Origin of the sequence: Pseudomonas sp. PARCl1, from assembly GCF_947311875.1 — a bacterium.
Lineage (GTDB): Bacteria > Pseudomonadota > Gammaproteobacteria > Pseudomonadales > Pseudomonadaceae > Aquipseudomonas > Aquipseudomonas juntendi.
In genome coordinates, this window is the sequence record NZ_CAMZMX010000001.1 from 81881 (window position 1) to 104968 (window position 23088).

Sequence of the window (23088 nt, forward strand, 5' to 3'; positions counted from 1 at the left end):
GATGAAACGTCCAAGTGGTCGCGCCGCCGATCAGCTCCGCTCGATCCGCATCACCCGCAACTACACCAAGCACGCCGAAGGGTCGGTACTGGTCGAGTTCGGTGACACCAAGGTCATCTGCACGGTCAGCGTGGAAAACGGTGTGCCGCGCTTCCTGAAAGGCCAGGGCCAGGGTTGGCTGACCGCCGAGTACGGCATGTTGCCGCGTTCCACCGGTGAGCGTAACCAGCGTGAAGCCAGCCGCGGCAAACAGGGTGGCCGCACCCTGGAAATCCAGCGCCTTATCGGGCGCTCTCTGCGTGCCGCACTGGACATGAGCAAGCTGGGCGACATCACCCTGTACGTCGACTGCGACGTGATCCAGGCCGATGGCGGTACCCGTACCGCGTCCATCACCGGTGCCATGGTTGCCCTGTGCGACGCGCTGGCAGTAATCAAGAAGCGCGGTGGCCTCAAGGGCGGTAACCCGCTCAAGCACATGATCGCTGCCGTTTCGGTCGGCATGTACCAGGGCGAAGCGGTGCTCGACCTGGACTACCTGGAAGATTCCGCTGCCGAAACCGACCTGAACGTGGTCATGACCAGCGCGGGCGGCTTCATCGAAGTGCAGGGCACTGCCGAAGGCGCGCCGTTCCAGCCGGAAGATTTCAACGCCATGCTCGCCCTGGCGCAGAAAGGCATGACCGAAATCTTCGAGCTGCAGCAGGCGGCGCTGGCCGATTGAGACCAGCCGGAGAGGTGCAGATGTTCTGCCACCTCTCCGCGCTGCTGGGCCCGCTGATCTGGCGGCCGATCACATAGATTTTCTGTGGCCCCGTTCGCGGGCACGCCCGCTCCCACAGGGATCGCGGCGCTTTCACTGGTAGCGCCGTACCTGTGGGAGCGGGCGTGCCCGCGAACGGGGCTGCAAAGCAGCCCCAATGGCTTCAGATGGTCAGCGTCCAGTCATAGTCGACAATCAGCGGCGCATGCTGCGAGAAGCGCGGCTGGCGCGGCAGGCGGGCGTTGCGCACGAAGCGGCGCAGGCCCGGGGTGAGGATCTGGTAGTCGAACCGGTAGCCCAGGTTGAGCATCTCGGCCTGCTCGTTGTCTGGCCACCAGCTGTACTGGTCGCCTTCACGGCTGACTTCGCGCAGGGCGTCGACGTAACCCATCTCGCCCGTGATCGCATCCATCCACGCACGCTCCGGCGCCAGGAAGCCAGGCGACTGCTGGCTGTCGCGCCAGTTCTTGATGTCGAGCTTCTGCTGCGCCACGTAGAACGAGCCGCAATAGATGTACTCGCGGCGCTTGCGGCGCTGCTTGTCCAGGTACTTGGCGAAGTCGTCCATCAACTTGAACTTCTGGTTCAAGTCTTCGTCGCCGTTCATGCCCGAAGGCAGTAGCAGGCTGGCAATACTGACTTTGTCGAAATCTGCTTGCAGGTAACGCCCGTAGCGGTCGGCTGTCTCGAAGCCCAGGCCGGTGATGACTGCCTTGGGCTGCATGCGCGAATAAAGGGCCACACCACCTTGGGCTGGCACCTCCGCGTCGCAGGCATAAAGGAAATAGCCATCGAGCTGGAAAGCTGGGTCATCGAGTTCAAAGGCCGAGGCGCGGGTATCCTGAAGGCAGATGACGTCGGCATTCTGGGCTTGAAGCCAGCTGAGCAAACCACGCTCGGCCGCAGCCTGAATGCCATTAACGTTCACACTGATGATCCGCATAAATGGCCCCATAAATCTCGTGCGTGTATGATACCCGAGCTCAACCCATTTAGCTAAATCCGTGGTGTCCGGGACTATTCATGCAGCCGTATCAGCGCGACTTTATCCGTTTTGCCATCGATCGCGGGGTACTGCGTTTCGGTGAATTCACCCTGAAATCGGGGCGTACCAGCCCGTATTTCTTCAATGCCGGCCTGTTCAACACCGGTTCTGCCCTGGCTGAACTGGGCCGCTGCTATGCCGCCGCCATCGTCGACAGCAAGATCCCGTTTGATGTGCTGTTCGGCCCCGCCTACAAAGGCATTCCGCTGGCGGCGACCACTGCCGTGGCGCTGGCTGACCAGCACCAGCGCGATGTGCCATGGTGCTTCAACCGCAAGGAAGCCAAGGACCACGGCGAAGGCGGCAGCCTGGTTGGCGCACCGCTGGCCGGTGATGTGCTGATCATCGACGATGTGATCACCGCCGGCACTGCCATCCGTGAGGTCATGCAGATCATCAACGCCCAGCAGGCCAAGGCCGCCGGCGTGCTGATCGCGCTGAACCGCGAAGAACGTGGCAATGGCGAGCTGTCGGCTATCCAGGAAGTGGAGCGTGACTTCGGCATTCCAGTGGTCAGCATCGTTTCGCTGACCCAGGTGCTGGAGTTCCTGGCTGACGACCCACAGCTCAAGCAGCACCTGCCCGCTGTCGAAGCTTACCGGGCGCAGTACGGGATCTGATCCTGGCCCGGAAATGAAAAAGGCGACCTTCTTGTGAAGGTCGCCTTTTTTTGTGCCGCCTGTTTTGGCCTATTCGCGGGCACGCCCGCGAAGGGGCCGGTACAGGCTAACCGATCACTCAGCGCGGCTTGCGGTTGGTGATCAGGGTGCCCACGCCGCTGTCGGTGAAGATCTCCAGCAGCACCGCATTCGGCACGCGGCCGTCGATGATGTGCGAGCTGTTAACGCCGCCCTGCACTGCATCCAGCGCACACTTGATCTTCGGCAGCATGCCGCCGTAGATAGTGCCATCGGCGATCAGCTCGTTGACTTGCTCCGTGGTCAGGCCGGTCAGGACCTGGCCCTGTTTGTCCATCAGGCCCGCAATGTTGGTCAGCAGCATCAGCTTCTCGGCCTTCAGCGCTTCGGCCACCTTGCCGGCCACGAGGTCGGCGTTGATGTTGTAGGACTCACCGTTGACACCCACGCCGATTGGCGCGATGACCGGGATGAAGTCACCCTTGACCAGCATGTTCAACAGGTCGGTGTTCACGCTCACCACTTCGCCCACGTGACCGATGTCGATGATTTCCGGGGTGGTCATTTCGGGGGTCTGGCGGCTGACGGTCAGCTTGCGTGCGCGGATCAGCTCCGCGTCCTTGCCGGTCAGGCCGATGGCGCTGCCGCCATGGCGGTTGATCAGGTTGACGATGTCCTTGTTGACCTGGCCGCCCAGCACCATTTCCACCACGTCCATGGTCGCCGAATCGGTCACGCGCATGCCGTCGATGAAGTGGCTTTCGATCGACAGGCGCTTGAGCAGGTCGCCGATTTGCGGGCCACCCCCGTGCACGACCACCGGGTTGATACCGACCGCTTTCATCAGCACGATGTCACGGGCGAAGCCGGTCTTGAGCTCCTCGCTCTCCATCGCGTTGCCGCCGTACTTGATCACCAGGGTCTTGCCGACAAAGCGGCGGATGTAGGGCAGCGCTTCGGACAAAACCTCGGCTACATGGGAAGCGGCATCGCGATCGAGGGTCATGCAGGGCTCCTGTGAGGAACAGATAATCGGTCAGAACGGCAGTTGCAGCTCAGGATCAACCCGCAGCAACTGGGTACGGAAAACATCCTTGATACGTTGCAATTCGGCGTCACTGTCGGCCTCGAAGCGCAGTACCAGCACCGGTGTGGTGTTGGAGGCGCGAACCAGGCCCCAGCCATGGGCATAGTCGACCCGCACACCGTCGATGGTGGTCAGGTTGGCTTCGCCCCAGTCGGCGTCGCGTTGCAGTGCATCAATGATGCTGAATTTATCCTCGTCGGTCACATCAATATTGATTTCCGGCGTGGAAATATCGTTCGGGAAGGCGGCAAACAGGTTTTCGGCGCTCTGTTCGGCCTTGCTGAGGATCTCCAGCAGGCGCGCGGCACTGTAGATACCGTCGTCGAAACCGTACCAGCGTTCCTTGATGAAGATGTGACCACTCATCTCGCCCGCCAGCAGCGAACCGGTCTGTTTCATCTTCTTCTTGATCAACGAATGGCCGGTTTTCCACATCAGCGCCCGGCCACCGTGTTGTTCGATCAGCGGGGTCAGGCGCCGGGTGCACTTGACGTCGAAGATGATCTCGGCGCCCGGGTTGCGTCCCAGTACGTCCTGGGCGAACAGCATCAGCAGGCGGTCGGGGTAGACGATGCTGCCGGTGTTGGTCACGACGCCGACGCGGTCGCCGTCACCATCGAAGGCCAGGCCGATGTCGGCGCCGGTCTGCTTGACCTTGGCGATCAGGTCTTCGAGGTTTTCCGGCTTGCCTGGGTCCGGGTGGTGGTTAGGGAAGTTGCCGTCCACCTCGCAGAACAGCGGGATCACCTCACAGCCCAGGGCTTCGATCAACTGGGGGGCGATCACACCGGCGGCGCCATTGCCGCAGTCCACCACGACCTTGAGCTTCCTGGCCAGCTTCACGTCGCCGACGATCTGCTGGAAGTAGCGGTCGAGGATCTCGACTTTTTCCACACGCCCTGCAGCCAGGGTAAAGTCGTTGGTTTTCAGGCGGGTCAGCAGGGCCTGGATCTGTTCATTGGCCAGGGTGTCGCCGGCGATGACGATCTTGAAGCCGTTGTAGTCGGACGGGTTGTGGCTACCGGTCAGCATCACGCCCGACTTGCCGGCCAATACGTTGGCCGCGTAGTACAGGGCCGGGGTTGGCACCAGGCCGACGTCGCTGACCTGGCAACCGGCATCGACCAGGCCCTTGATCAGTTGCTCCACCAGCATTGGCCCGGACAGGCGGCCATCGCGGCCTACCGAGACTTGCGGTTCGCCCTGGGCCAGGCTTTGCGCACCAATGGCGCGGCCAATCCAGTAGGCGGTTTCGGCGTGCAAGGTCTTGCCGACCACGCCGCGAATGTCATACGCGCGGAAAATGCTGTCTGGCAATGTGGCGGGGACCAGGTGGGCCATGTCGTTCATCTCTGGAAGCTCCATTAATCAAAGGCTTTCTGGGCAGGCGCAAATTGAACGCTTGGACGGTGGTTTCACCAGAGAGTTCGCCATCCTTGGCCTGAACGGTCGTGTTTCGGCTCAGTGGCTGCCGGAGTGACCGAAGCCGCCAGCGCCGCGCTGGCTTTCATCGAAGGCCTCGACGATATCGAAATGCGCCTGCACGACCGGCACCAGCACCAGCTGGGCGATACGCTCGCCCACGGCGATGGTGAAAGGGGTGGTGCCGCGGTTCCAGCACGACACCATCAGCTCGCCCTGGTAGTCCGAATCGATCAGCCCGACCAGGTTGCCCAGCACGATGCCGTGCTTATGGCCCAGGCCCGAGCGAGGCAGGATGACGGCGGCAAGGCCCGGGTCGCCGATGTAGATCGACAAGCCGGTAGGAATCAGCAGGGTCTGGCCTGGTTCGAGGACGGTGTCTTGCTGGAGCAGGGCGCGCAGGTCGAGGCCAGCGGAGCCGGGGGTGGCGTAGGTTGGCAGCGGAAATTCGCTGCCCAGGCGTGGGTCGAGGATCTTGGCTTGAAGAGCGTGCATGTAACTTATCGAACCTGGTTGAGCCGTTCGGCGATGAAGGCGACCAGTTGCCGGGCGATCTTGCCCTTGCTGGTCTGCGCGAAGAGGGTTTGGTGCTGTTGGCGGTCGATCACGGTCAAGGCATTTTCTTCGCTGTTGAAGCCAATGCTGGGGTTGGCCACATCATTGGCGACGATCAGGTCGAGGTTCTTGTCCTTGAGCTTGCGCGTGGCGTAATCGAGCAGGTGTTCGGTCTCGGCGGCAAAGCCGACGCTGAACGGGCGGTCGGCGCGGCCGGCGATGGTGGCAAGGATATCGGGATTGCGCACCATCTGCAGCAGCATGCCGTCGCCGGTCGTAGGATCTTTCTTCAGTTTTTGTGTGGCAACGACTTCCGGGCGGTAGTCCGCAACGGCTGCCGAGGCAATGAACAGGTCGCACGGCATGGCCGCCTCGCAGGCCGCGAGCATGTCCCGCGCGCTGACCACGTCGATACGGCTTACCCGGTCCGGGGTTGGCAGGTGCACCGGGCCGGTCACGAGGGTCACCCGAGCCCCTGCTTCAGCTGCCGCCTCGGCGAGGGCGAAACCCATCTTGCCGGAGCTATGATTGGTGATGTAGCGCACCGGGTCGATGTTTTCCTGGGTCGGCCCGGCGGTGATCAGCACATGCTTGCCGGTCAGGGCCTGGCGCTTGAAGCTTTCTGCCGCGCACCAGGCCAGCTCGGTGGCCTCGAGCATGCGCCCCAGGCCCACGTCACCACAGGCCTGGCTGCCGGAGGCCGGGCCGAATACCTGGATGCCACGGCTTTTGAGCAGGTCGAGGTTGGCCTGGGTCGCCGGGTCGCGCCACATGGCCTGGTTCATCGCCGGGGCCACCGCCACGGTGGCGTCGGTGGCCAGTACCAGGGTGGTCAGCAGGTCATCGGCCATGCCCTGGGCCATGCGCGCCATCAGGTCGGCGGTGGCCGGGGCGATCAAGACCAGGTCGGCCCACTTGGCCAGTTCGATGTGGCCCATGGCCGCTTCGGCAGCCGGGTCCAGCAGGTCCATGTGCACCGGGTGGCCCGACAGCGCCTGCAGGGTCAGCGGGGTGATGAATTCGGCACCCCCACGGGTCATGACGACGCGCACCTGCGCGCCGTGCTCCAGGAGACGGCGAATCAGCTCGGCGCTTTTGTAGGCGGCAATGCCGCCCCCCACGCCGAGAACGATGCGCTTGCGATACAGCCGCTGCATAGGCTTGCCTTTTTCCAGTGAGAGCGGGCGGCGACGTTTGCAAATGCCTGCGGCAGAACGTCGCATGTACGAGGCGAAATAGATTAACACAGGGCCGAAATGGGCCGCAGCAAGGGCAGAGGGGCAGGGATGAATATCAGAGAGTGGCCGGCTGAAGATCGGCCAAGGGAGAAGCTGTTGCAACGGGGGGCGGCGGTGCTGTCGGACGCCGAGTTGCTGGCCGTGTTGCTCGGTTCGGGCGTGGCCGGGCGCAATGTGCTGGACCTTGCACGCGGGCTGCTGGTGCGTTTTGGAGGGCTGCGGCAGTTTCTTGAGGCCGAGCGCGCGGCGGTGCTGCGCGAGCCGGGCATAGGCGCTGTGAAATACGCACAGTTGCAAGCGCTGCTGGAAATCGGCCGGCGTTACCTGGATGAGCACATCGCGCGCGCAGCGGTGCTGGAAGGGCCCGAGGCGGTGCGGCGTTACCTGAAGGCCATGCTGCGCCATGAGCCCAGCGAGGTGTTCGGTTGCCTCTTTCTGGACACCAAGCACAGGCCGCTGGCGTTCGAGATTCTGTTCAGGGGCACCATCGACCGGGCCAGCGTCTACCCGCGGGAGGTGGTGCGGCGGGCACTGCTGCACAACGCGGCCGCGTTGATCCTGTGCCATAACCACCCTTCAGGCAACAGTGAGCCTAGCCAGGACGATGTGCACCTGACCTTGTCGCTCAAACGCGGGCTGGCATTGATCGACGTGCGGGTGCTGGATCACATCATCATTGGCGACGGGGAGCCGTTGTCGATGGTTGAGCAGGGGTGGATCGTGGCTTAGGCCGTTTAGTTGTGTGCTGGCCTCTTCGCGGGCAAGCCCGCTCCCACAGGATATTCGCCGGCCTTGAAGGCGGTGATGTCCCTGTGGGAGCGGGCGTGCCCGCGAAGAGCCCGGTGCAGATCTACCTGGCCACCGACACCTTGCTGAAATCCAGCCGCCCGAACGGGCTGACCTGGTACCCCTCGACTTCCTGGCGCAGCAAGGTTGCCGCCGTCGGGTGCGCCAACGGCACCCACAGTGCCTGCTGCTGAATCAGGGTTTGCGCCTGCTGGTAAAGCCGGCTACGCACGCTCTGGTCGTTGGTGGTGCGCCCGGCACTGATCAGCTGGTCCAGGCGGCTGTCGCAGAACCGCGCGAAGTTGGTGCCCGACTCCACTGCCGCACAGGAGAACTGCGGGCTGAGGAAGTTATCCGGGTCGCCGTTGTCACCGGCCCAGCCCATGAACAGCAGGTCATGCTCGCCGGCCTTGGCGCGGCGGATCAGCTCACCCCATTCGATCACGCGGATCTCGGCCTTGATGCCGACCTTGGCCAGGTCGGCCTGCAGCATTTGCGCGCCAAGGCTTGGGTTGGGGTTGAGCAGGCTGCCCGATGGCCGCGTCCAGATAGTGGTGCTGAAGCCCTCCGCCAGGCCGGCCTTGGCCAGCAGGGCCTTGGCCTTTTTCACGTCCAGAGGGTAGCCGGGCAAGTCCTTGGCGTAGCTCCAGGTATTGGGCGGGTAGGGGCCGTTGGCCGCCACCGCAGAGTCTTCAAACACGGCCTTGAGGTAAGCCTGCTTGTCGAAGGCCAGGTTGATCGCCTGGCGGACTTCCGGCTTGTCCAGTGGCGGGTGCTGGCTGTTGATGGCGACAAAGGCGGTCATGAACGCGGGCGTACTGGCCACCTTGAGCTTGTCGTCCTTGGCCGCTTCGGCAATATCCAGCGGTTTGGGCGACAAGGCGACCTGGCATTCGCCGCGCTTGAGCTTCTGCAGGCGCACGTTGGCATCGGTGGTGATGGCGAAGATCAACGGGTCGACTGCCGGCTTGCCGCCGAAGTAGTCCGGGTTGGCGCGGTAGCGCACCACTGCGTCCTTCTGGAAGCGCTGGAAAGTGAACGGCCCGGTGCCGATCGGCTGGCTGTTGAGCTTCTCTGGCGTGCCGGCCTTGAGCAGCTTGTCGGCATATTCGGCAGAGTAGATGGACGCGAAGCCCATGCTCAGGGTGGCCAGGAACGTGGCGTCTGGGTGGCTGAGGGTGAAGCGCACGGTGTTCGGGGCCGGGGCGTCGATCGCCTTGATCAGGCTACCCAGTTGCAGCGACTGGGCGTGCGGGTAGCCGCCGGGTGCAGTCTTGTGCCAGGCATGGGCCGGGTAGAGCATGCGCTGGAAGCTGAACAGCACGTCATCGGCATTCAATTCGCGGGTGGGCTTGAAGTACGGGGTGGTATGGAACTTCACACCGTCGCGCAGGGTGAAGTCGTACACCAGCCCGTCGGCCGAAACCGTCCAGCTGGCCGCCAGGCTCGGCACCACTTTGCCCTGTGCTGCATCGAACTCCACCAGGCGGTTCATCAGCACGTCGGCGGTGGCATTGGTGGTGGTCAGCGAGTTGTACTGCACCACGTCGAAGCCTTCGGGGCTGGCCTCGCTGCAAACGCTCAGGGGCGCGGCCTGGGCGATGCCACCCGCGAACAGGGTGGCGGTGAACAGGGAGTTGAACAATAAGGAAAGGGCGGCGGCACGCATGGTGGCTCCTTGGCTGTCAGTGGCCCATCTGCCAGTGCAGTCTGGAAAAAGCCTACCCTAGTGTGCCTGTCGGGAAATGACCACATCCTTTTTTACAAATGTGGCGACGAGCGGTCGACGGCTGGCGGGGCCTGAAGGTATGCTGCCCCGGCTGAATCGGGCTTGCGCCAATGTGCATCAACTATTGTTGCAGCCAGGTCTTTCTGGTATAAAGCAGCGCTCTTTTCTAGGGGCTCGGCCTGTCGCATAAGCGGATCCGGTCGATAAGGCCTCCAGAATCACGGCGCCCAGGCGCCAAAGACTGAGAGATTAAGCGGCCAACCCATGCCGGGTTGGGCATGTGGTTTTAGAGGGCTGAGTCATGTCGAGAGTCTGTCAAGTTACTGGTAAGGGTCCAGTAACCGGGAACAACATTTCCCACGCAAACAACAAAACCCGTCGTCGTTTCCTGCCGAACCTGCAGCACCACCGTTTCTGGGTTGAATCCGAGAAGCGCTTCGTGCGTCTGCGCGTTTCCGCCAAAGGCATGCGTATCATCGACAAGCGCGGCATCGACGCCGTTCTGGTTGACATCCGTAAAGCTGGCGCCAAGGTTTAAGGGAGAGCATCATGCGTGAATTGATCCGTCTGGTTTCGAGTGCCGGTACCGGCCACTTCTACACCACCGACAAGAACAAGCGCACCACCCCGGACAAAATCGAGATCAAGAAATATGATCCGGTTGTTCGCAAGCACGTGGTGTACAAGGAAGCCAAGATCAAGTAATTGATCGGCGACCTGAAAAAAAACCCGCATCCGTAAGGACGCGGGTTTTTTTATGCCTGCTGAATTCGAAGCCCTGAATCACCTGGTTGGCGTCGGTCCTGATCTGGATGCGGGTAGGGTCGAACTCGCGGGTGCACATGTCGGTGGGGCCGACCACGCGGGAGCGACCGGTAATGGCGCAGATGGTGTCTTTGAGCTCTGGCACGTAAGGGGCGCCGACCAGGTGGGCGAGGGCTTGTTTGACGTCATCGTTGGTCATGGTGATCTTCCTGTTGAGGTGAATGGCCCGTTGTGGGCAGGGCCATCCTCACGCATGCCGCCTGGCCAGCTGCGCTACATAATTACTTCTGCTCGAACATGACGTAGATCTTGCGGCACGGCTCAAGCACTTCCCAGGTGCCTGTGAACCCGGCCGGGATTACGAACCGGTCGCCGGCGCGCAGGGTCTTGGCACCGCCGTTGTCGTCGCGCAGTACCGAAACGCCCTGAACGATCTCGCAGTATTCATGCTCGGTGTAGTTCACTTTCCACTGGCCGACCTCACCCTCCCAAACGCCTGCGGCAAACTGCCCGCATGGGCTGGAGTAATGGTTGTAGACCGCTTGGTCTGGCTCACCCTTTAGGATTTTTTCAGCCGCAGGGCGGTACCGTTCGGCTTCAGTGAGCACTTGGGCGAAGTCGATGATGCTGGCGATGTTCATGGTGCGGCTCCTGTTCTTGTTAAATAAAATTAACATCAGTAGGCTTTTGGGCCTCCCGTGTCAAATATATTGATAGTTTACAGTGGCTGGTTTAGGGTATCGCTTGCCAGTGTGCGCTCGTCGCCCGGCCAGAATTCTGACAACGCCTGTGAGTCCTCAGTGCGGCGTTGCACCTAAACAAGAGGAGGAGTTTCGTATGACCACCCTGACCCGTGCGGATTGGGAACAACGCGCCCAGCAACTGAAGATCGAAGGCCGTGCCTTCATCAACGGCGAATACACCGATGCCGTATCCGGTGAAACCTTCGAGTGCCTGAGCCCGGTCGACGGACGCTTCCTGGCCAAGGTTGCCAGCTGCGACCTGGCCGATGCCAACCGTGCCGTGGAAAACGCGCGTGCCACCTTCAACGCTGGCGTCTGGTCGCAGTTGGCCCCGGCCAAGCGCAAAGCCACGCTGATCCGTTTCGCTGACCTGCTGCGCCAGAACGTCGAAGAGCTGGCGCTGCTGGAAACCCTGGACATGGGCAAGCCGATTGGTGACTCCTCCAGCATCGACATCCCCGGTGCAGCCCAGGCCATTCACTGGACCGCCGAAGCCATCGACAAGGTTTACGACGAGGTCGCGCCCACCCCACACGACCAGCTTGGCCTGGTTACCCGTGAGCCAGTCGGCGTGGTCGGTGCCATCGTACCGTGGAACTTCCCGCTGCTGATGGCCTGCTGGAAACTCGGCCCGGCACTGGCCACCGGTAACTCGGTAGTGCTCAAGCCTTCGGAAAAATCGCCGCTGACCGCCATTCGCATCGCGCAACTGGCGATCGAGGCCGGCATCCCGGCGGGTGTACTGAACGTGCTGCCAGGCTACGGCCACACCGTGGGCAAGGCGTTGGCCCTGCACATGGATGTCGACACGCTGGTGTTCACCGGCTCGACCAAGATCGCCAAGCAACTGATGGTCTATGCGGGCGAATCGAACATGAAACGAATCTGGCTGGAGGCTGGCGGCAAAAGCCCGAACATCGTCTTCGCCGATGCACCGGACCTGCAAGCGGCCGCTGCGGCTGCCGCCAGTGCCATCGCCTTCAACCAGGGCGAAGTGTGCACTGCCGGTTCGCGCCTGCTGGTCGAGCGCTCGATCAAGGACAAGTTCCTGCCCATGGTGGTCGAGGCCCTGAAAGGCTGGAAGCCCGGTAACCCGCTGGATCCAGAGACCACCGTGGGTGCGTTGGTCGATACCCAGCAAATGAATACCGTGCTGTCGTACATCGAGGCCGGCCACAAGGATGGCGCCAAGCTGCTGACCGGCGGCAAGCGCACCCTGGAGGAAACCGGTGGCACCTATGTGGAGCCGACCATCTTCGATGGCGTGACCAATGCCATGCGCATCGCCCAGGAAGAAATCTTCGGGCCGGTGCTGTCGGTGATTGCCTTCGACACCGCCGAAGAAGCCATCGCTATCGCCAACGACACCCCGTATGGCCTGGCGGCCGGTATCTGGACGGCGGACATTTCCAAGGCGCACAAGACTGCGCGGGCCGTGCGCGCCGGCAGCGTGTGGGTCAACCAGTACGACGGCGGCGACATGACCGCACCGTTCGGTGGCTTCAAGCAATCGGGCAACGGCCGTGACAAGTCGCTGCATGCGCTGGAGAAATACACCGAGCTGAAGGCGACCTGGATCAAGCTGTAATTCCAGGAGGGGCCGCTTTGCGGCCCATTCGCGGGTAAACCCGCTCCTACAGGTACTGCACCGCTTTCAAGGGTGGTGGTGTACCTGTGGGAGCGGGTTTACCCGCGAATGGGCCATGGAAAATTCTTGGCCTGGGAGGCAGCAATGCGTTGGGGGACCTACTTCGCCGTACTGGCATCAGTGCTCAGTGTCGGCCTGGCGCTGGGCGTGAGCATGCCCCTGGTATCTCTGCGTCTGGAAGCCTGGGGCTATGGCAGTTTCGCCATCGGCGTGATGGCCGCGATGCCTGCGCTGGGGGTACTGGCGGGTGCCAGCCTGGCCAGCCGCCTGGCCGGCTGGGTCGGCTTACCTGCGGCCATGCGCATCTGCCTGTGGGGTGGTGCGTTGTCCATCGGCCTGGTCGCGCTATTGCCCAGCTACCCGCTGTGGTTGCTGTTGCGGCTGATGATCGGCATGTCCCTGACCGTGGTGTTTATCCTGGGTGAGAGCTGGATCAACCAGCTGGTGGTCGAGCAATGGCGCGGCCGCCTGGTGGCGCTGTACGGTAGCAGCTACGCCTTGAGCCAGCTGGCCGGGCCGCTGGTGCTGGGCGTACTCGGTTCGGCTGACGATTTTGGTTTCTGGGCCGCCACCGGCCTGCTGCTGCTCGCGCCGCTGGTGCTGTTGGGGCGCGGCGGTGCACCGACCACCGAAGCCTGCAGTGTCGGCTTCGGCGACCTGTTCAGGTTCTGCCGTCGCTTGCCCGTGATTGCCTGGGCCATCGCCCTGTTTGCCTCGTTCGAGGCAATGATCCTGACGTTGCTGCCGGTGTACTGCCTGCAGCAAGGTTTCACCACTGAAATCGCCTTGTTCATGGTCAGTACCGTGGTGGTCGGCGATGCTGTGCTGCAGTTGCCCATCGGCGCGCTGGCCGATCATATGTCGCGCCGTGCGTTGTTCACCGGCTGTGCGGTAACGCTACTGGTCTCCAGCCTGGCTATCCCGCTGTTGCTGCACACGCCGGTGATATGGCCGCTGTGGGTACTGTTCGGGGCCAGTGCCGGCGGCCTTTTCACCTTGTCGCTGGTGCTGATCGGTGAGCGCTACCGCGACGATGAACTGGTGCGGGCCAATGCTCACGTGGCGCAGTTGTGGGGCATTGGCTGCCTGCTGGGGCCATTGTTGGCCGGGGCAGGCAGCCAGTGGGTCAGCGGGCATGCGTTGCTGTTGCTGATGGCTGCAGGGGCTGCGGGGCTGGTGGTGTTGACCCAGAGGCGCGGGGCGTTTGAGGCTGTGTCTGCCTGAGCGTTTTTGGGGCTGCAAAGCAGCCCCAAAATCGTCGCTACAACATTTTCTCCAGGCCAACCGCCTTGCTGACCCAGGCATTGAACCTGCGCCACATCCCGCCCGGCTCGGAGGTCAGCACATGCTGCTGTCCATTGTCCTCAGTCGCCCACACCAGTTTGCCCCCCTGCAGTTTCACCTGATAGCTCAGCGCCGGCGCCATACCCTGCTGGCTCAGCTCGCGGGTGTATTCGGCCAGTTCCGGGCTGTCCACCAGCACCCCCACTTCGGTATTCCACAGGACCGAACGCGGGTCGAAGTTGAATGAACCGATGAAAGTCTTGCGCCGGTCGAACACGATCGCCTTGGTGTGCAGGCTGGAGTCCGAGCTACCGCGGAAACTCAAGCGCCCCGCGCTGGGGTCGCCCGGCTGGCGGCGCAGCTCATAAAGCTGTACCCCATGTTCGAGCAAGGCCCGGCGATAGGGGGCGTAGCCACCGTGCACGGCCGGCACATCGGTGGCTTCCAATGAGTTGGTCAGCAGCTTTACCGAGACACCTGCGTCGGCGCGGCCGGTCAAGTACAGCAGCCCTGGCTCGCCCGGCACGAAATAAGCCGATGTCAGCATCAGTTCGCTGTGCACGTTGGCCAGGTCAGGCGCCAACTGGTGGCTCAGCAGCAACTGCGGGTCCGGCTCGTCATCGGCCAGTACCTTGCTTGGGGCATCCCACAGCGCCTGGGCATGGGCCCAGATCAGCTCGTTGCGCCACACATCCAGGCGCGGCTGCGACTGGTAGGCCATCAACCGATCGTACAAGGCCTTGCGCTGGGTCCTGGCTTCAGCCAGCGAGACTTCCAGGCGATGACGACTGGCACGCAGGTCGTCGGCATCCGGCGCATGCCACAGAAAATCGCTGATAGGTCGGCTGAGCGCGCTGTTCCAGTACTGGTCGAAACTGTGCCCCAGTTGCTCGGCGATAGGGCCGACGCTCAGCAGGTCGATGTCGGTGAAGTTGAGGTTGGGCTCGGCATCGAAATACTCGTCGCCGAGGTTGCGGCCGCCGACGATAGCCATGCTGTTGTCCACCAGGAACAGCTTGTTGTGCATGCGGCGGTGCTGGCGCGACAGGTTGAACAGCCGGCCGAAGGCGCGCGTCACCCCGGTGCTGCGGCCCAGGTGCAGTGGGTTGAACACGCGGATCTGAATATTCGGGTGAGCAGCGAGGGTGCCCATGATGGTGTCCAGGCCGTCGCTGGTGGTGTCGTCGAGCAGAATGCGTACGCGCACGCCGCGGTCGGCGGCACGCAGCAGTTCGTGCACCAGGGCGCGGGTGCTGAGGCCGTCGTGCACGATGTAGTACTGCAGGTCGATGCTGGCCTGGGCGTTGCGGATCAATTCGGCGCGGGCGCGAAATGCTTCGTTGCTGTTGGGCAGCAGGCGAAAGCCGGACTGCCCGCCATACGGTGCCGCCTGGCGCAGCACCGAGCGGCCGAACGCGGAGTCGTTGGCGGGCAGGGCCTGGCTGGTTTCGCGTGGGGTACTGACGCTGGCACAGCCGGCAAGGCCGAGCAACAGCATCAGCAACAAAGACAAGGCGCGCTGAGGTCTCAAGGGTGGATCGTCCTGTGCGGCAAGGGCTGTGGAGGTTGGACAGTGGCGGGCGGCGCAAAGTTACGCGTCGGCGCTTTCTTCATCCAGTAGACGAAGGGCGGTTTCACCTACCTTGCGTACGGCAGCCTCGATCTGTGGCGTCGGCCGCGCGGCGAAGTTCATGCGCAGGCAGTGGCGGAACTTGCCCGAGGCCGAGAAGATACTGCCCACCGCCACCTGAACACCTTGCTCCAGTAAAGCGCGGTTCAGCCGCAGCGTGTCGAAATGTTCGGGGAATTCCACCCACAGCATGAAGCCGCCCTGCGGCCGGCTGACCCGGGTACCCGCCGGGAAGTAGCGCGTTACCCAATCGCTCATCAGGTCACGGCCACGCTGGTACTGGCTGCGCATGCGCCGCATGTGGGGCTGGTAGTGCCCGCCGGCGATGAAATCGGCAATTGCCAGTTGCGGCTGGCTGGCGCTGCTGCCGGTACTGATGTATTTCATGTGCAGCACCCGTTCCAGATAGCGCCCAGGTGCCACCCAGCCCACCCGCAGGCCGGGGGCCAGGGTTTTGGAGAACGAACTGCAGAGCAACACGCGGCCATCGTCGTCGAATGACTTGAGGGTGCGCGGGCGCGGGTAGGTGTAGGCCAGGTCGCCGTACACATCGTCTTCCAGGATCGCCACATCGTAGCGCTGGGCCAGGCTGAGCAAAGCCTTCTTGCGCGCCTCGGGCATGATGTAGCCGAGTGGGTTGTTACAGCTGGGGGTGATCTGAATGAGCTTGATCGGCCACTGCTCCAGGGCCAGCTCCAGCGCTTCCAGGCTGATGCCGGTGACCGGGTCGGTGGGGATCTCCAGCGCTTTCATGCCCAGGCCCTTGAGGGTTTGCATGGCGCCGTGGAAGCTGGGCGAGTCGACCGCAACGATGTCGCCTGGCTCGCAAACCGCGCGAATGCTGCATGACAGCGCTTCATGGCAGCCGGTGGTGATCACCAGGTCGGCCGGGCCGAGGCGGCAGCCGGAATCGAGCATCAGCCGCGCTACCTGCTCGCGCAGCGCCAGGTTGCCATGGATATTGTCGTAATACAGCCCCGGCATGTCCTGGCGCCGGCTCAACTGGGCGAGGCTGCGCAGCAAAGGCTTGAGGGTGGGGCTGTCGATATCGGGCATGCCGCGGCCGAGTTGCACCACGTCTTTGTGCGGGGTGCTGCGCACCAGCTCGAGTACCTGTTCCCATTGCGAGATGTCCACAGGGCGCTGGGCCGGGCGGCTGACTGCAGGCAGCGCTGGCAGCTGGCGGTGGTCGCTGACGAAATAGCCGGACTTGGGCCTGGGCGAGACCATGCCGCTGTCTTCGAGCATGCGGTAGGCCTGCTGCACGGTGCTCAGGCTGACCCCGTGCTCCACGCTCAGGGCGCGTACCGACGGCAGGCGCTGGCCTGGGCGATACAGGCCCTGCTCGATGCGGGCACCGAGCAGTTCGGCGAGGTTGAGGTAAAGGGTCAAGGCATACTCCTGGGCTACCTGCAGGCAGCGACCGGTACAGTTGCCTGGAAAATACAGCATTCAGTCGGCCGCCGGCCAATGCTGTATGGGAATAATAAGGCTGTTTTGGATCTGTATTGCCGGTATCGCCCTCGCGCATGCTTTGCCTACGGTATCGACTGAACGGGGAGGGTGCGGTGATGGGGGGCATGAGCGATGTGCGCTTGCAGCTGTTGGCCAAGGAACTGGAAACTGAGCAGCAGGCCAAGGTGTTCAACGCGCCGCAGGGGTTGGGGCGCTGGGGCCTGATGCTGCACCGCTGGCGTACCCGCAGGGCGCTGTTGCAGTTGACCGATGCCGAGCTGCGCGATGTTGGGCTGAGCTGGGAGCAGGCGCGGCTCGAAGGGCGGAAGCCCTTCTGGAAGGACTGACAGGATGGTCGCTGGAGGGCCTGTTGTGCCCCAGACTTGAAACTTGCACCGAACCTGTGGGAGCAACTGTCCTGCTCAATTTCAAAAAGCTGGCGCGATCCCTGTGGGAGCGGGCTTGCCCGCGAACACGGGCGAAGCCCGTGCCATCCACCACGGGGTTGGCTTCGCGGGCACGCCCGCTCCCACAGGGGGGCTAGTCAGCTTTAGATTTTAAGCAAGACAGTTGCTGCCACCAGGATGGGGCCTTTCAGGCCAGCTCTTTGAGGCGATGCCACAGCATCCCCAGCGCCAGCAGTGGCGAGCGCAGGTGCTTGCCGCCAGGGAAGGTGATGTGCGGCACCTTGTTGAAAAGGTCGAAGCGCCCGCTTTCCTGGCCGCTGATGGCTTCGCCCAGCAGGCGCGCGGCCAGGTGGGTGGCGTTGAGCCCATGGCCCGAGTAGGCCTGGGCGTAATACACGTTCGGCTGGCTGCCCAGCCGGCCGACCTGCGGCAGGCGGTTGGCGCCGATGCCGATCATGCCGCCCCACTGGTAATCGATGCGTACGTTGGCCAATTCGGGGAACACCTTGAGCATCTTCGGCCGCATGTAGGCGGCGATGTCCTTCGGGTCTCGGCCCGAGTAGTGGCAGGCACCGCCGAACAGCAGCCGGTTGTCGGCTGAGAGGCGATAGTAATCCAGGGCTACCCGTTGGTCGCACACTGCCATGTTCTGCGGCAGCAGCCTGCGGGCGCGTTCCTCGCCCAGCGGCTCGGTGGCGATGATGTAGCTGCCCGCTGGCAGCACCTTGCCGCCCAGTTCGCGGTTGAGGTTGTTGTGGTAGGCGTTGCAGCACAGCACCAGGGTCTTGGCGCGCACCCGGCCTTGGGCGGTATGCACTTGCACTGATGTGCCGTAGTCGATGCGGGTAACTTCGGACTGCTCGAACAGCTTCACCCCCAGGCGCGCGGCCACGGCCGCTTCGCCCAGGGCCAGGTTGAGCGGGTGCAGGTGCCCGGAGCCCATGTCGATCAGCCCACCCACATAGCAGTCGGCGCCGACCACGCTGTGGATATCGTCCTTGCCGACCAGGCGCAGCTCGTGTGGGTAGCCGAGGCTACGCAGCTCTTCGGCGTCTTCGGCAAAGCCCAGCAGCTCGGCGGGTTTGTTGGCCAGGTCGCAGTAGCCCCAGGTCAGGTCGCAGGCAATGGCATGCCGCTCGACCCGCTCGCGCACGATCTGCACGGCCTCCAGGCCCATCAGTTTCATGCTGCGCACGCCGTCCTCGCCAATCACCGGCAGAAACTGCTCCAGACCATGGCCGACCCCGCGAATCAGCTGGCCGCCGTTGCGCCCACTGGCGCCCCAGCCGAGTTTGCGCGCTTCCAGCAGGATGACCGAGAAGCCGCGCTCGGCCAACTCGATGGCCGTGTTCAGGCCTGAATAGCCACCCCCGACGATGCACACGTCGGCACTGTGCTCGCCCTGCAGGAAAGCGTGGTCAGGGTGTGGCGCGCTGCTGGCGGCGTAGTAGGAGGCGGCGTGCTGCGCGCTGTGGATCATGGCGTCGGTCCTGGGGCTGGTGGGCGAGGGGGGAGGATAAGCCGGGGCTCTGGGGTGGGCAACCGGCCCCACCGCCGGCAAGCCAGCGCCCACAGGGTCTGCGCAAGGGCTGAGACCAGTGGTGTGCCTGTGGAAGCTGGCTTGCCGGCGATTGGCCCTATAATCCAACCCCTGTTTTTCAATTTTGTACTTAGCCATGTCCTGCAACCGCCACAAGATCCACTTCCTGCGCGAACTCATCCCTGCCTTCGAGTGCGAACCCGGCTGCCACGACTGCTGCGGCCCGGTCACCACTTCGGCCGAAGAAATGGCCCGCCTGCCGCGCAAGTCCCAGGCCGAGCAGGATGCCGCCCTGGCGCGCCTGGACTGTGTGCACCTGGGCCCCAACGGCTGCACGGTGTATGAAGAACGGCCGATGATCTGCCGCTTGTTCGGCACCACCCCGCGCATGGCCTGCCCCCGTGGTCGGGGCCCTGAGCCGATGATCGACCCTGCCGCGGAGCAGCTCGTTCACCAGTTCATCGCCAGCACCCGCCAGGTGTTGGTCTAGCGTCAGTCCGGAATCGGCAGGCAGAGGCTCTCCTTCACCTCTTCCATCACGATGTAGCTCTTCGACTCGCGCACGTGCGGCAGCTTCAGCAGGATGTCGCCGAGCAGCTTGCGGTACGAGGCCATTTCGGAAATGCGCGCTTTCACCAGGTAGTCGAAGTCACCGGAAACCAGGTGGCATTCCAGCACGTGCGGCAGCTTCAGCACCGCGCGGCGGAACTCTTCGAAGGTGTCACCCGACTTGTAGTCCAGGCTGATTTCCACGAACACCAGCAGGCTACCCTTGAGGTGCTGCGGGTTCAGGCGGGCGTTGTAGCCCATGATGATGCCCTCGCGCTCAAGGCGGCGAACCCGCTCGGTGCATGGGGTGGTGGACAGCCCGACTTTCTCGCCCAGTTCGGTGAAGGAAATACGCCCGTCATTCTGCAGAATACGCAGAATGTTGCGGTCGATCTTGTCCAGTTCACGCTTGCTCTGGTGCTGGGTTCTCATAGGGGATGCCCCTCCGTAAAAGGCGATTATGCCGAGAATTCTCGCCAATAATAGGCTTTTATATAGTGAATTGCACTGCCCTCGAATTTCTATACTGCGCCCATCAATGCCATTTCCATAAAAGTCTGCGGCGTGCCGCGTGTGAGGGATACAACGATGCGAGTTCTGGTACTTGGTAGCGGTGTGATTGGAACCGCCAGTGCCTACTACCTGGCCCGGCAAGGTTTCGAAGTGACGGTGGTCGACCGCCAGCCGGCGGTGGCCATGGAAACCAGCTTCGCCAACGCCGGCCAGATCTCGCCCGGCTATGCCTCGCCCTGGGCCGCCCCGGGTGTGCCGCTGAAGGCCATCAAATGGCTTATGGAGCGCCATGCACCCTTGGCAATCAAGCTCACCGGTGACGTTGACCAGTACCTGTGGATGGCCCAGATGCTGCGCAACTGCACCGCCAGCCGTTATGCGGTGAACAAGGAACGCATGGTGCGCCTGTCCGAGTACAGCCGTGACTGCCTCGACGAGCTGCGCGCCGAAACCGGCATCAATTACGAAAACCGCAGCCTGGGCACCACGCAGCTGTTCCGTACCCAGGCCCAAGTCGATGCTGCGGCCAAGGATATCGCCGTGCTCGAGCAGTCTGGCGTACCGTACGAATTGCTGGACCGCGATGGCATTGCCCGCGTCGAGCCGGCCCTGGCCGGGGTGAAGGATATTCTCGCTGGCGCCCTGCGCCTGCCCAACGACCAGACCGGCGACTGCCAGCTGTTCACCACCAAGCTGGCCGACATGGCGCTGAAGCTGGGCGTGGAGTTCCGCTTCGGCCAGGACATCCAGCGCCTGGACTTCGCCGGCGACCGCATCAATGGCGTGTGGATCGACGGCAAGCTGGAAACCGCCGACCGCTATGTGCTGGCGCTGGGCAGCTATTCGCCACACATGCTCAAGCCGCTGGGCATCAAAGCCCCGGTCTATCCGCTGAAGGGTTACTCGCTGACAGTGCCGATCACCAATGGCGACATGGCGCCGACCTCGACCATTCTTGACGAGACCTACAAGGTTGCGATCACCCGTTTCGACAACCGTATCCGCGTTGGCGGCATGGCTGAGATCGCCGGTTTTGACCTGTCGCTCAACCCGCGTCGGCGTGAAACACTGGAGATGATCGTCAACGACCTTTATCCTCGCGGCGGTGATCTGAGCCAGGCCAGTTTCTGGACCGGTCTGCGTCCGGCCACCCCGGACGGTACACCGATTGTCGGTGCCACGGCGTTCCGCAACCTGTTCCTCAATACCGGTCACGGCACCCTGGGCTGGACCATGGCGTGCGGCTCCGGGCGCCTGCTGGCAGACCTGATCGCGCGCAAGAAGCCGCAGATCAGCGCCGAGGGCCTGGACATTTCCCGGTATGGCAACAGCCGGGAAGCGGCCAAGCACGGGCATGCTGCGCCGGCTCACCAGCAGTAAGGTCGCCTGTACCGGCCTCATCGCCGGCAAGCCAGCTCCCACAGGATCTCCGCAGTTCTCAGGCCCTGTGAGTCCTGTGGGAGCTGGCTTGCCGGCGATGAATCCAACACCGATTTCTAATTGAACCACCATAAGGCAGCCGCCATGCGTCCCGCCCGCGCCCTGATCGACCTCCAGGCCCTGCGCCACAACTACCGTCTGGCCCGTGAACTGACCGGTGCCAAAGCCCTGGCCGTGATCAAGGCCGATGCCTACGGCCATGGTGCCGTGCGCTGTGCCCTGGCCCTGGAGGCCGAAGCCGATGGCTTTGCCGTGGCCTGTATCGAAGAGGCGCTGGAACTGCGCGGTGCCGGTATCAAGGCCCCGGTGCTGCTGCTGGAAGGCTTTTTCGAAGCCAGCGAGCTGGCACTGATCGCCGAGCACGATCTGTGGTGTGTGGTGCACTCGCTGTGGCAGCTGGAGGCTATCGAGAAAGCGCAACTGCGCAAGCCGCTAAGTGTCTGGCTGAAGCTGGACAGCGGCATGCACCGGGTGGGCTTGCACCCCAAGGATTACCACGAGGCCTACCAGCGCCTGCTGGCCAGCGGCAAGGTCGCGCGGATTGTACTGATGAGCCACTTCGCCCGTGCCGACGAACTGGATGCTGACGCCACCGCGCAGCAGATCGCCGTGTTCGAAGCCGCACGCCAGGGCCTTGCCGCCGAGTGCAGCCTGCGCAACTCCCCCGGCGTGCTGGGCTGGCCGCAAGCGCCCAGCGACTGGGTGCGCCCAGGCCTCATGCTGTATGGCGCCACGCCCTTCGAGGTGGCCCAGGCCGAAGCTGCGCGCCTGCAGCCGGTGATGACCCTGCAATCGCGGGTGATCAGCGTGCGTGAGCTGCCCGCCGGCCAACCGGTGGGCTACGGTGCCAAGTTCGTCAGCCCGCGGCCGACCCGTGTTGGCGTGGTGGCCATGGGGTACGCCGATGGCTACCCGCGCCAGGCGCCCAATGGCACGCCGGTGCTGGTTGCGGGCAAGCGCGCCCCGTTGATCGGCCGGGTGTCGATGGACATGCTCAGCATCGACCTCACCGATGTGCCCGACGCCACGGTGGGTAGCCCGGTCGAACTGTGGGGCAAGCAGGTACTGGCCAGCGAAGTGGCGGCACAGGCTGGCACTATTCCTTACCAGATCTTCTGCAACCTGAAACGGGTCCCCCTGGACTACGTCGGCGAATGACACGCTGATGCGGACAGGTTGAGGGCGGTGTGTTGTAAATACTGAACGGCATTGCCATGATATCGTTCACATCCACCCCCCTTTCTACCGTTTCAGGAGGCTCCAGCTTTGGACGTCGGCGAACGACTGCAAGCCATCCGCAAGCTCAAGGGCCTGTCCCAGCGCGAACTCGCCAAGCGCGCCGGGGTGACCAACAGCACCATCTCGATGATCGAGAAGAACAGCGTAAGCCCCTCCATCAGCTCGTTGCGCAAGGTGCTCAGTGGCATTCCCATGTCCATGGTCGAATTCTTTTCGGTCGAACTGGAGGCGCAGAGCCCTGCGCAAATTGTCTACAAAGCCCACGAGCTGATCGATATCTCGGACGGCGCGGTAACCATGAAACTGGTCGGCAAGTCGCACCCCAACCGCGCCATTGCCTTCCTGACCGAGGTCTATCCGCCGGGCGCCGACACCGGTGCCGAAATGCTGACCCATGACGGGGAGGAAACCGGCATCCTGCTCGAAGGCCGCCTTGAGCTGGTGGTCGGCAACGAGATCTTCATCCTCGAGGAAGGCGACAGCTACTACTTCGAAAGCACCCGCCCGCACCGCTTTCGCAACCCGTTCGACCAGCCTGCACGGCTGATCAGTGCCGCTACGCCCTCAAACTTTTGATCCAGCGCAGTGCATTGATTCGGCAATACCCCTTTC

The 23088-nt window shown here is 63.2% G+C and carries 24 protein-coding genes; 12 read left to right on the forward strand and 12 right to left on the reverse strand.

What is annotated here, in order from left to right; all coding sequences use genetic code 11:
• Position 1 precedes the first annotated feature (1 nt).
• Positions 2-724 (forward strand): ribonuclease PH, encoded by a 723-nt coding sequence (rph, locus tag QME24_RS00405; RefSeq protein ID WP_009681991.1) that lies wholly within the window; start codon positions 2-4, stop codon positions 722-724.
• A gap of 202 nt (positions 725-926) precedes the next feature.
• Here rph and QME24_RS00410 read toward each other — a convergent pair whose 3' ends face one another.
• Positions 927-1706, reverse strand: a complete 780-nt coding sequence (locus QME24_RS00410) for an exodeoxyribonuclease III (protein ID WP_003253401.1) — start codon at positions 1704-1706, stop codon at positions 927-929.
• Between the two features lie 80 nt (positions 1707-1786).
• On the opposite strand from QME24_RS00410, the gene pyrE reads away from it, so the two are divergent.
• Positions 1787-2428, forward strand: coding sequence for an orotate phosphoribosyltransferase (gene pyrE / locus QME24_RS00415; protein WP_054905201.1), 642 nt, complete (start codon positions 1787-1789; stop codon positions 2426-2428).
• A gap of 118 nt (positions 2429-2546) precedes the next feature.
• Here pyrE and argB read toward each other — a convergent pair whose 3' ends face one another.
• The 4 genes from argB to coaBC form a co-directional block, all read right to left on the reverse strand.
• A complete protein-coding gene (argB, locus tag QME24_RS00420; RefSeq protein WP_009681993.1) occupies positions 2547-3452 on the reverse strand; it encodes an acetylglutamate kinase in 906 nt (301 codons plus the stop codon).
• 30 nt (positions 3453-3482) lie between these two features.
• Positions 3483-4883 (reverse strand): phosphomannomutase/phosphoglucomutase, encoded by a 1401-nt coding sequence (locus tag QME24_RS00425; RefSeq protein ID WP_280091080.1) that lies wholly within the window; start codon positions 4881-4883, stop codon positions 3483-3485.
• 111 nt (positions 4884-4994) lie between these two features.
• Positions 4995-5450, reverse strand: coding sequence for a dUTP diphosphatase (dut, locus tag QME24_RS00430; protein WP_029885729.1), 456 nt, complete (start codon positions 5448-5450; stop codon positions 4995-4997).
• Between the two features lie 5 nt (positions 5451-5455).
• A complete protein-coding gene (gene coaBC / locus QME24_RS00435; RefSeq protein WP_235768250.1) occupies positions 5456-6667 on the reverse strand; it encodes a bifunctional phosphopantothenoylcysteine decarboxylase/phosphopantothenate--cysteine ligase CoaBC in 1212 nt (403 codons plus the stop codon).
• A 129-nt stretch (positions 6668-6796) separates the two neighbouring features.
• On the opposite strand from coaBC, the gene radC reads away from it, so the two are divergent.
• On the forward strand, positions 6797-7477 hold the full coding sequence (gene radC, locus QME24_RS00440; protein WP_029885730.1) for a DNA repair protein RadC: 681 nt from the start codon (positions 6797-6799) through the stop codon (positions 7475-7477).
• Positions 7478-7598: 121 nt separating this feature from the next.
• On the opposite strand, the gene QME24_RS00445 is transcribed toward radC, so the two are convergent.
• Entirely contained in the window at positions 7599-9203 is a 1605-nt protein-coding gene (locus tag QME24_RS00445; protein WP_054905198.1) for an ABC transporter substrate-binding protein, read from the reverse strand.
• Positions 9204-9564: 361 nt separating this feature from the next.
• Here QME24_RS00445 and rpmB point away from each other — a divergent pair, with 361 nt between their 5' ends.
• Together rpmB and rpmG are read left to right on the forward strand one after the other, a co-directional pair.
• Positions 9565-9801: a 50S ribosomal protein L28 gene (gene rpmB, locus QME24_RS00450; RefSeq protein ID WP_003253504.1), complete on the forward strand. Its 237-nt coding sequence runs from the start codon at positions 9565-9567 to the stop codon at positions 9799-9801.
• Between the two features lie 11 nt (positions 9802-9812).
• Positions 9813-9968: a 50S ribosomal protein L33 gene (gene rpmG / locus QME24_RS00455; RefSeq protein ID WP_003253507.1), complete on the forward strand. Its 156-nt coding sequence runs from the start codon at positions 9813-9815 to the stop codon at positions 9966-9968.
• Here rpmG and QME24_RS00460 read toward each other — a convergent pair.
• Both QME24_RS00460 and QME24_RS00465 read right to left on the reverse strand, forming a co-directional pair.
• Positions 9961-10227 (reverse strand): hypothetical protein, encoded by a 267-nt coding sequence (locus tag QME24_RS00460; protein WP_280091079.1) that lies wholly within the window; start codon positions 10225-10227, stop codon positions 9961-9963. The genes rpmG and QME24_RS00460 overlap by 8 nt on opposite strands.
• An 82-nt stretch (positions 10228-10309) precedes the next feature.
• Entirely contained in the window at positions 10310-10669 is a 360-nt protein-coding gene (locus QME24_RS00465) for a cupin domain-containing protein (RefSeq protein ID WP_009682916.1), read from the reverse strand.
• Positions 10670-10865: 196 nt separating this feature from the next.
• Between QME24_RS00465 and QME24_RS00470 the strand changes: the two genes are divergently transcribed.
• Together QME24_RS00470 and QME24_RS00475 are read left to right on the forward strand one after the other, a co-directional pair.
• Positions 10866-12359: an aldehyde dehydrogenase gene (locus tag QME24_RS00470; protein ID WP_144189520.1), complete on the forward strand. Its 1494-nt coding sequence runs from the start codon at positions 10866-10868 to the stop codon at positions 12357-12359.
• Positions 12360-12503: 144 nt separating this feature from the next.
• The gene (locus tag QME24_RS00475; protein ID WP_280091078.1) at positions 12504-13643 is read left to right on the forward strand and encodes an MFS transporter; all 1140 of its coding nucleotides are present in this window, start codon (positions 12504-12506) and stop codon (positions 13641-13643) included.
• Between the two features lie 37 nt (positions 13644-13680).
• Here QME24_RS00475 and QME24_RS00480 read toward each other — a convergent pair whose 3' ends face one another.
• Positions 13681-15234: a phospholipase D family protein gene (locus tag QME24_RS00480; RefSeq protein ID WP_054905195.1), complete on the reverse strand. Its 1554-nt coding sequence runs from the start codon at positions 15232-15234 to the stop codon at positions 13681-13683.
• Between the two features lie 60 nt (positions 15235-15294).
• A complete protein-coding gene (locus QME24_RS00485) occupies positions 15295-16725 on the reverse strand; it encodes a PLP-dependent aminotransferase family protein (RefSeq protein ID WP_161893043.1) in 1431 nt (476 codons plus the stop codon).
• 179 nt (positions 16726-16904) lie between these two features.
• On the opposite strand from QME24_RS00485, the gene QME24_RS00490 reads away from it, so the two are divergent.
• On the forward strand, positions 16905-17135 hold the full coding sequence (locus QME24_RS00490; protein ID WP_029885735.1) for a DUF1127 domain-containing protein: 231 nt from the start codon (positions 16905-16907) through the stop codon (positions 17133-17135).
• 247 nt (positions 17136-17382) lie between these two features.
• On the opposite strand, the gene QME24_RS00495 is transcribed toward QME24_RS00490, so the two are convergent.
• The gene (locus QME24_RS00495) at positions 17383-18675 is read right to left on the reverse strand and encodes an FAD-binding oxidoreductase (protein WP_054905193.1); all 1293 of its coding nucleotides are present in this window, start codon (positions 18673-18675) and stop codon (positions 17383-17385) included.
• A 196-nt stretch (positions 18676-18871) separates the two neighbouring features.
• On the opposite strand from QME24_RS00495, the gene QME24_RS00500 reads away from it, so the two are divergent.
• Complete coding sequence (locus QME24_RS00500) at positions 18872-19225, forward strand: YkgJ family cysteine cluster protein (protein ID WP_054905192.1); 354 nt, start codon at positions 18872-18874, stop codon at positions 19223-19225.
• Between the two features lie 2 nt (positions 19226-19227).
• On the opposite strand, the gene dadR is transcribed toward QME24_RS00500, so the two are convergent.
• Positions 19228-19716, reverse strand: a complete 489-nt coding sequence (gene dadR / locus QME24_RS00505; RefSeq protein WP_003258963.1) for a transcriptional regulator DadR — start codon at positions 19714-19716, stop codon at positions 19228-19230.
• A gap of 156 nt (positions 19717-19872) precedes the next feature.
• Between dadR and dadA the strand changes: the two genes are divergently transcribed.
• From dadA to QME24_RS00520, 3 genes are all read left to right on the forward strand, one after another.
• A complete protein-coding gene (gene dadA, locus QME24_RS00510) occupies positions 19873-21177 on the forward strand; it encodes a D-amino acid dehydrogenase (protein ID WP_232892083.1) in 1305 nt (434 codons plus the stop codon).
• A gap of 144 nt (positions 21178-21321) precedes the next feature.
• Positions 21322-22395: an alanine racemase gene (gene alr / locus QME24_RS00515; protein ID WP_047150105.1), complete on the forward strand. Its 1074-nt coding sequence runs from the start codon at positions 21322-21324 to the stop codon at positions 22393-22395.
• Between the two features lie 108 nt (positions 22396-22503).
• Entirely contained in the window at positions 22504-23052 is a 549-nt protein-coding gene (locus QME24_RS00520; protein ID WP_009682929.1) for a cupin domain-containing protein, read from the forward strand.
• Positions 23053-23088: the final 36 nt, after the last annotated feature.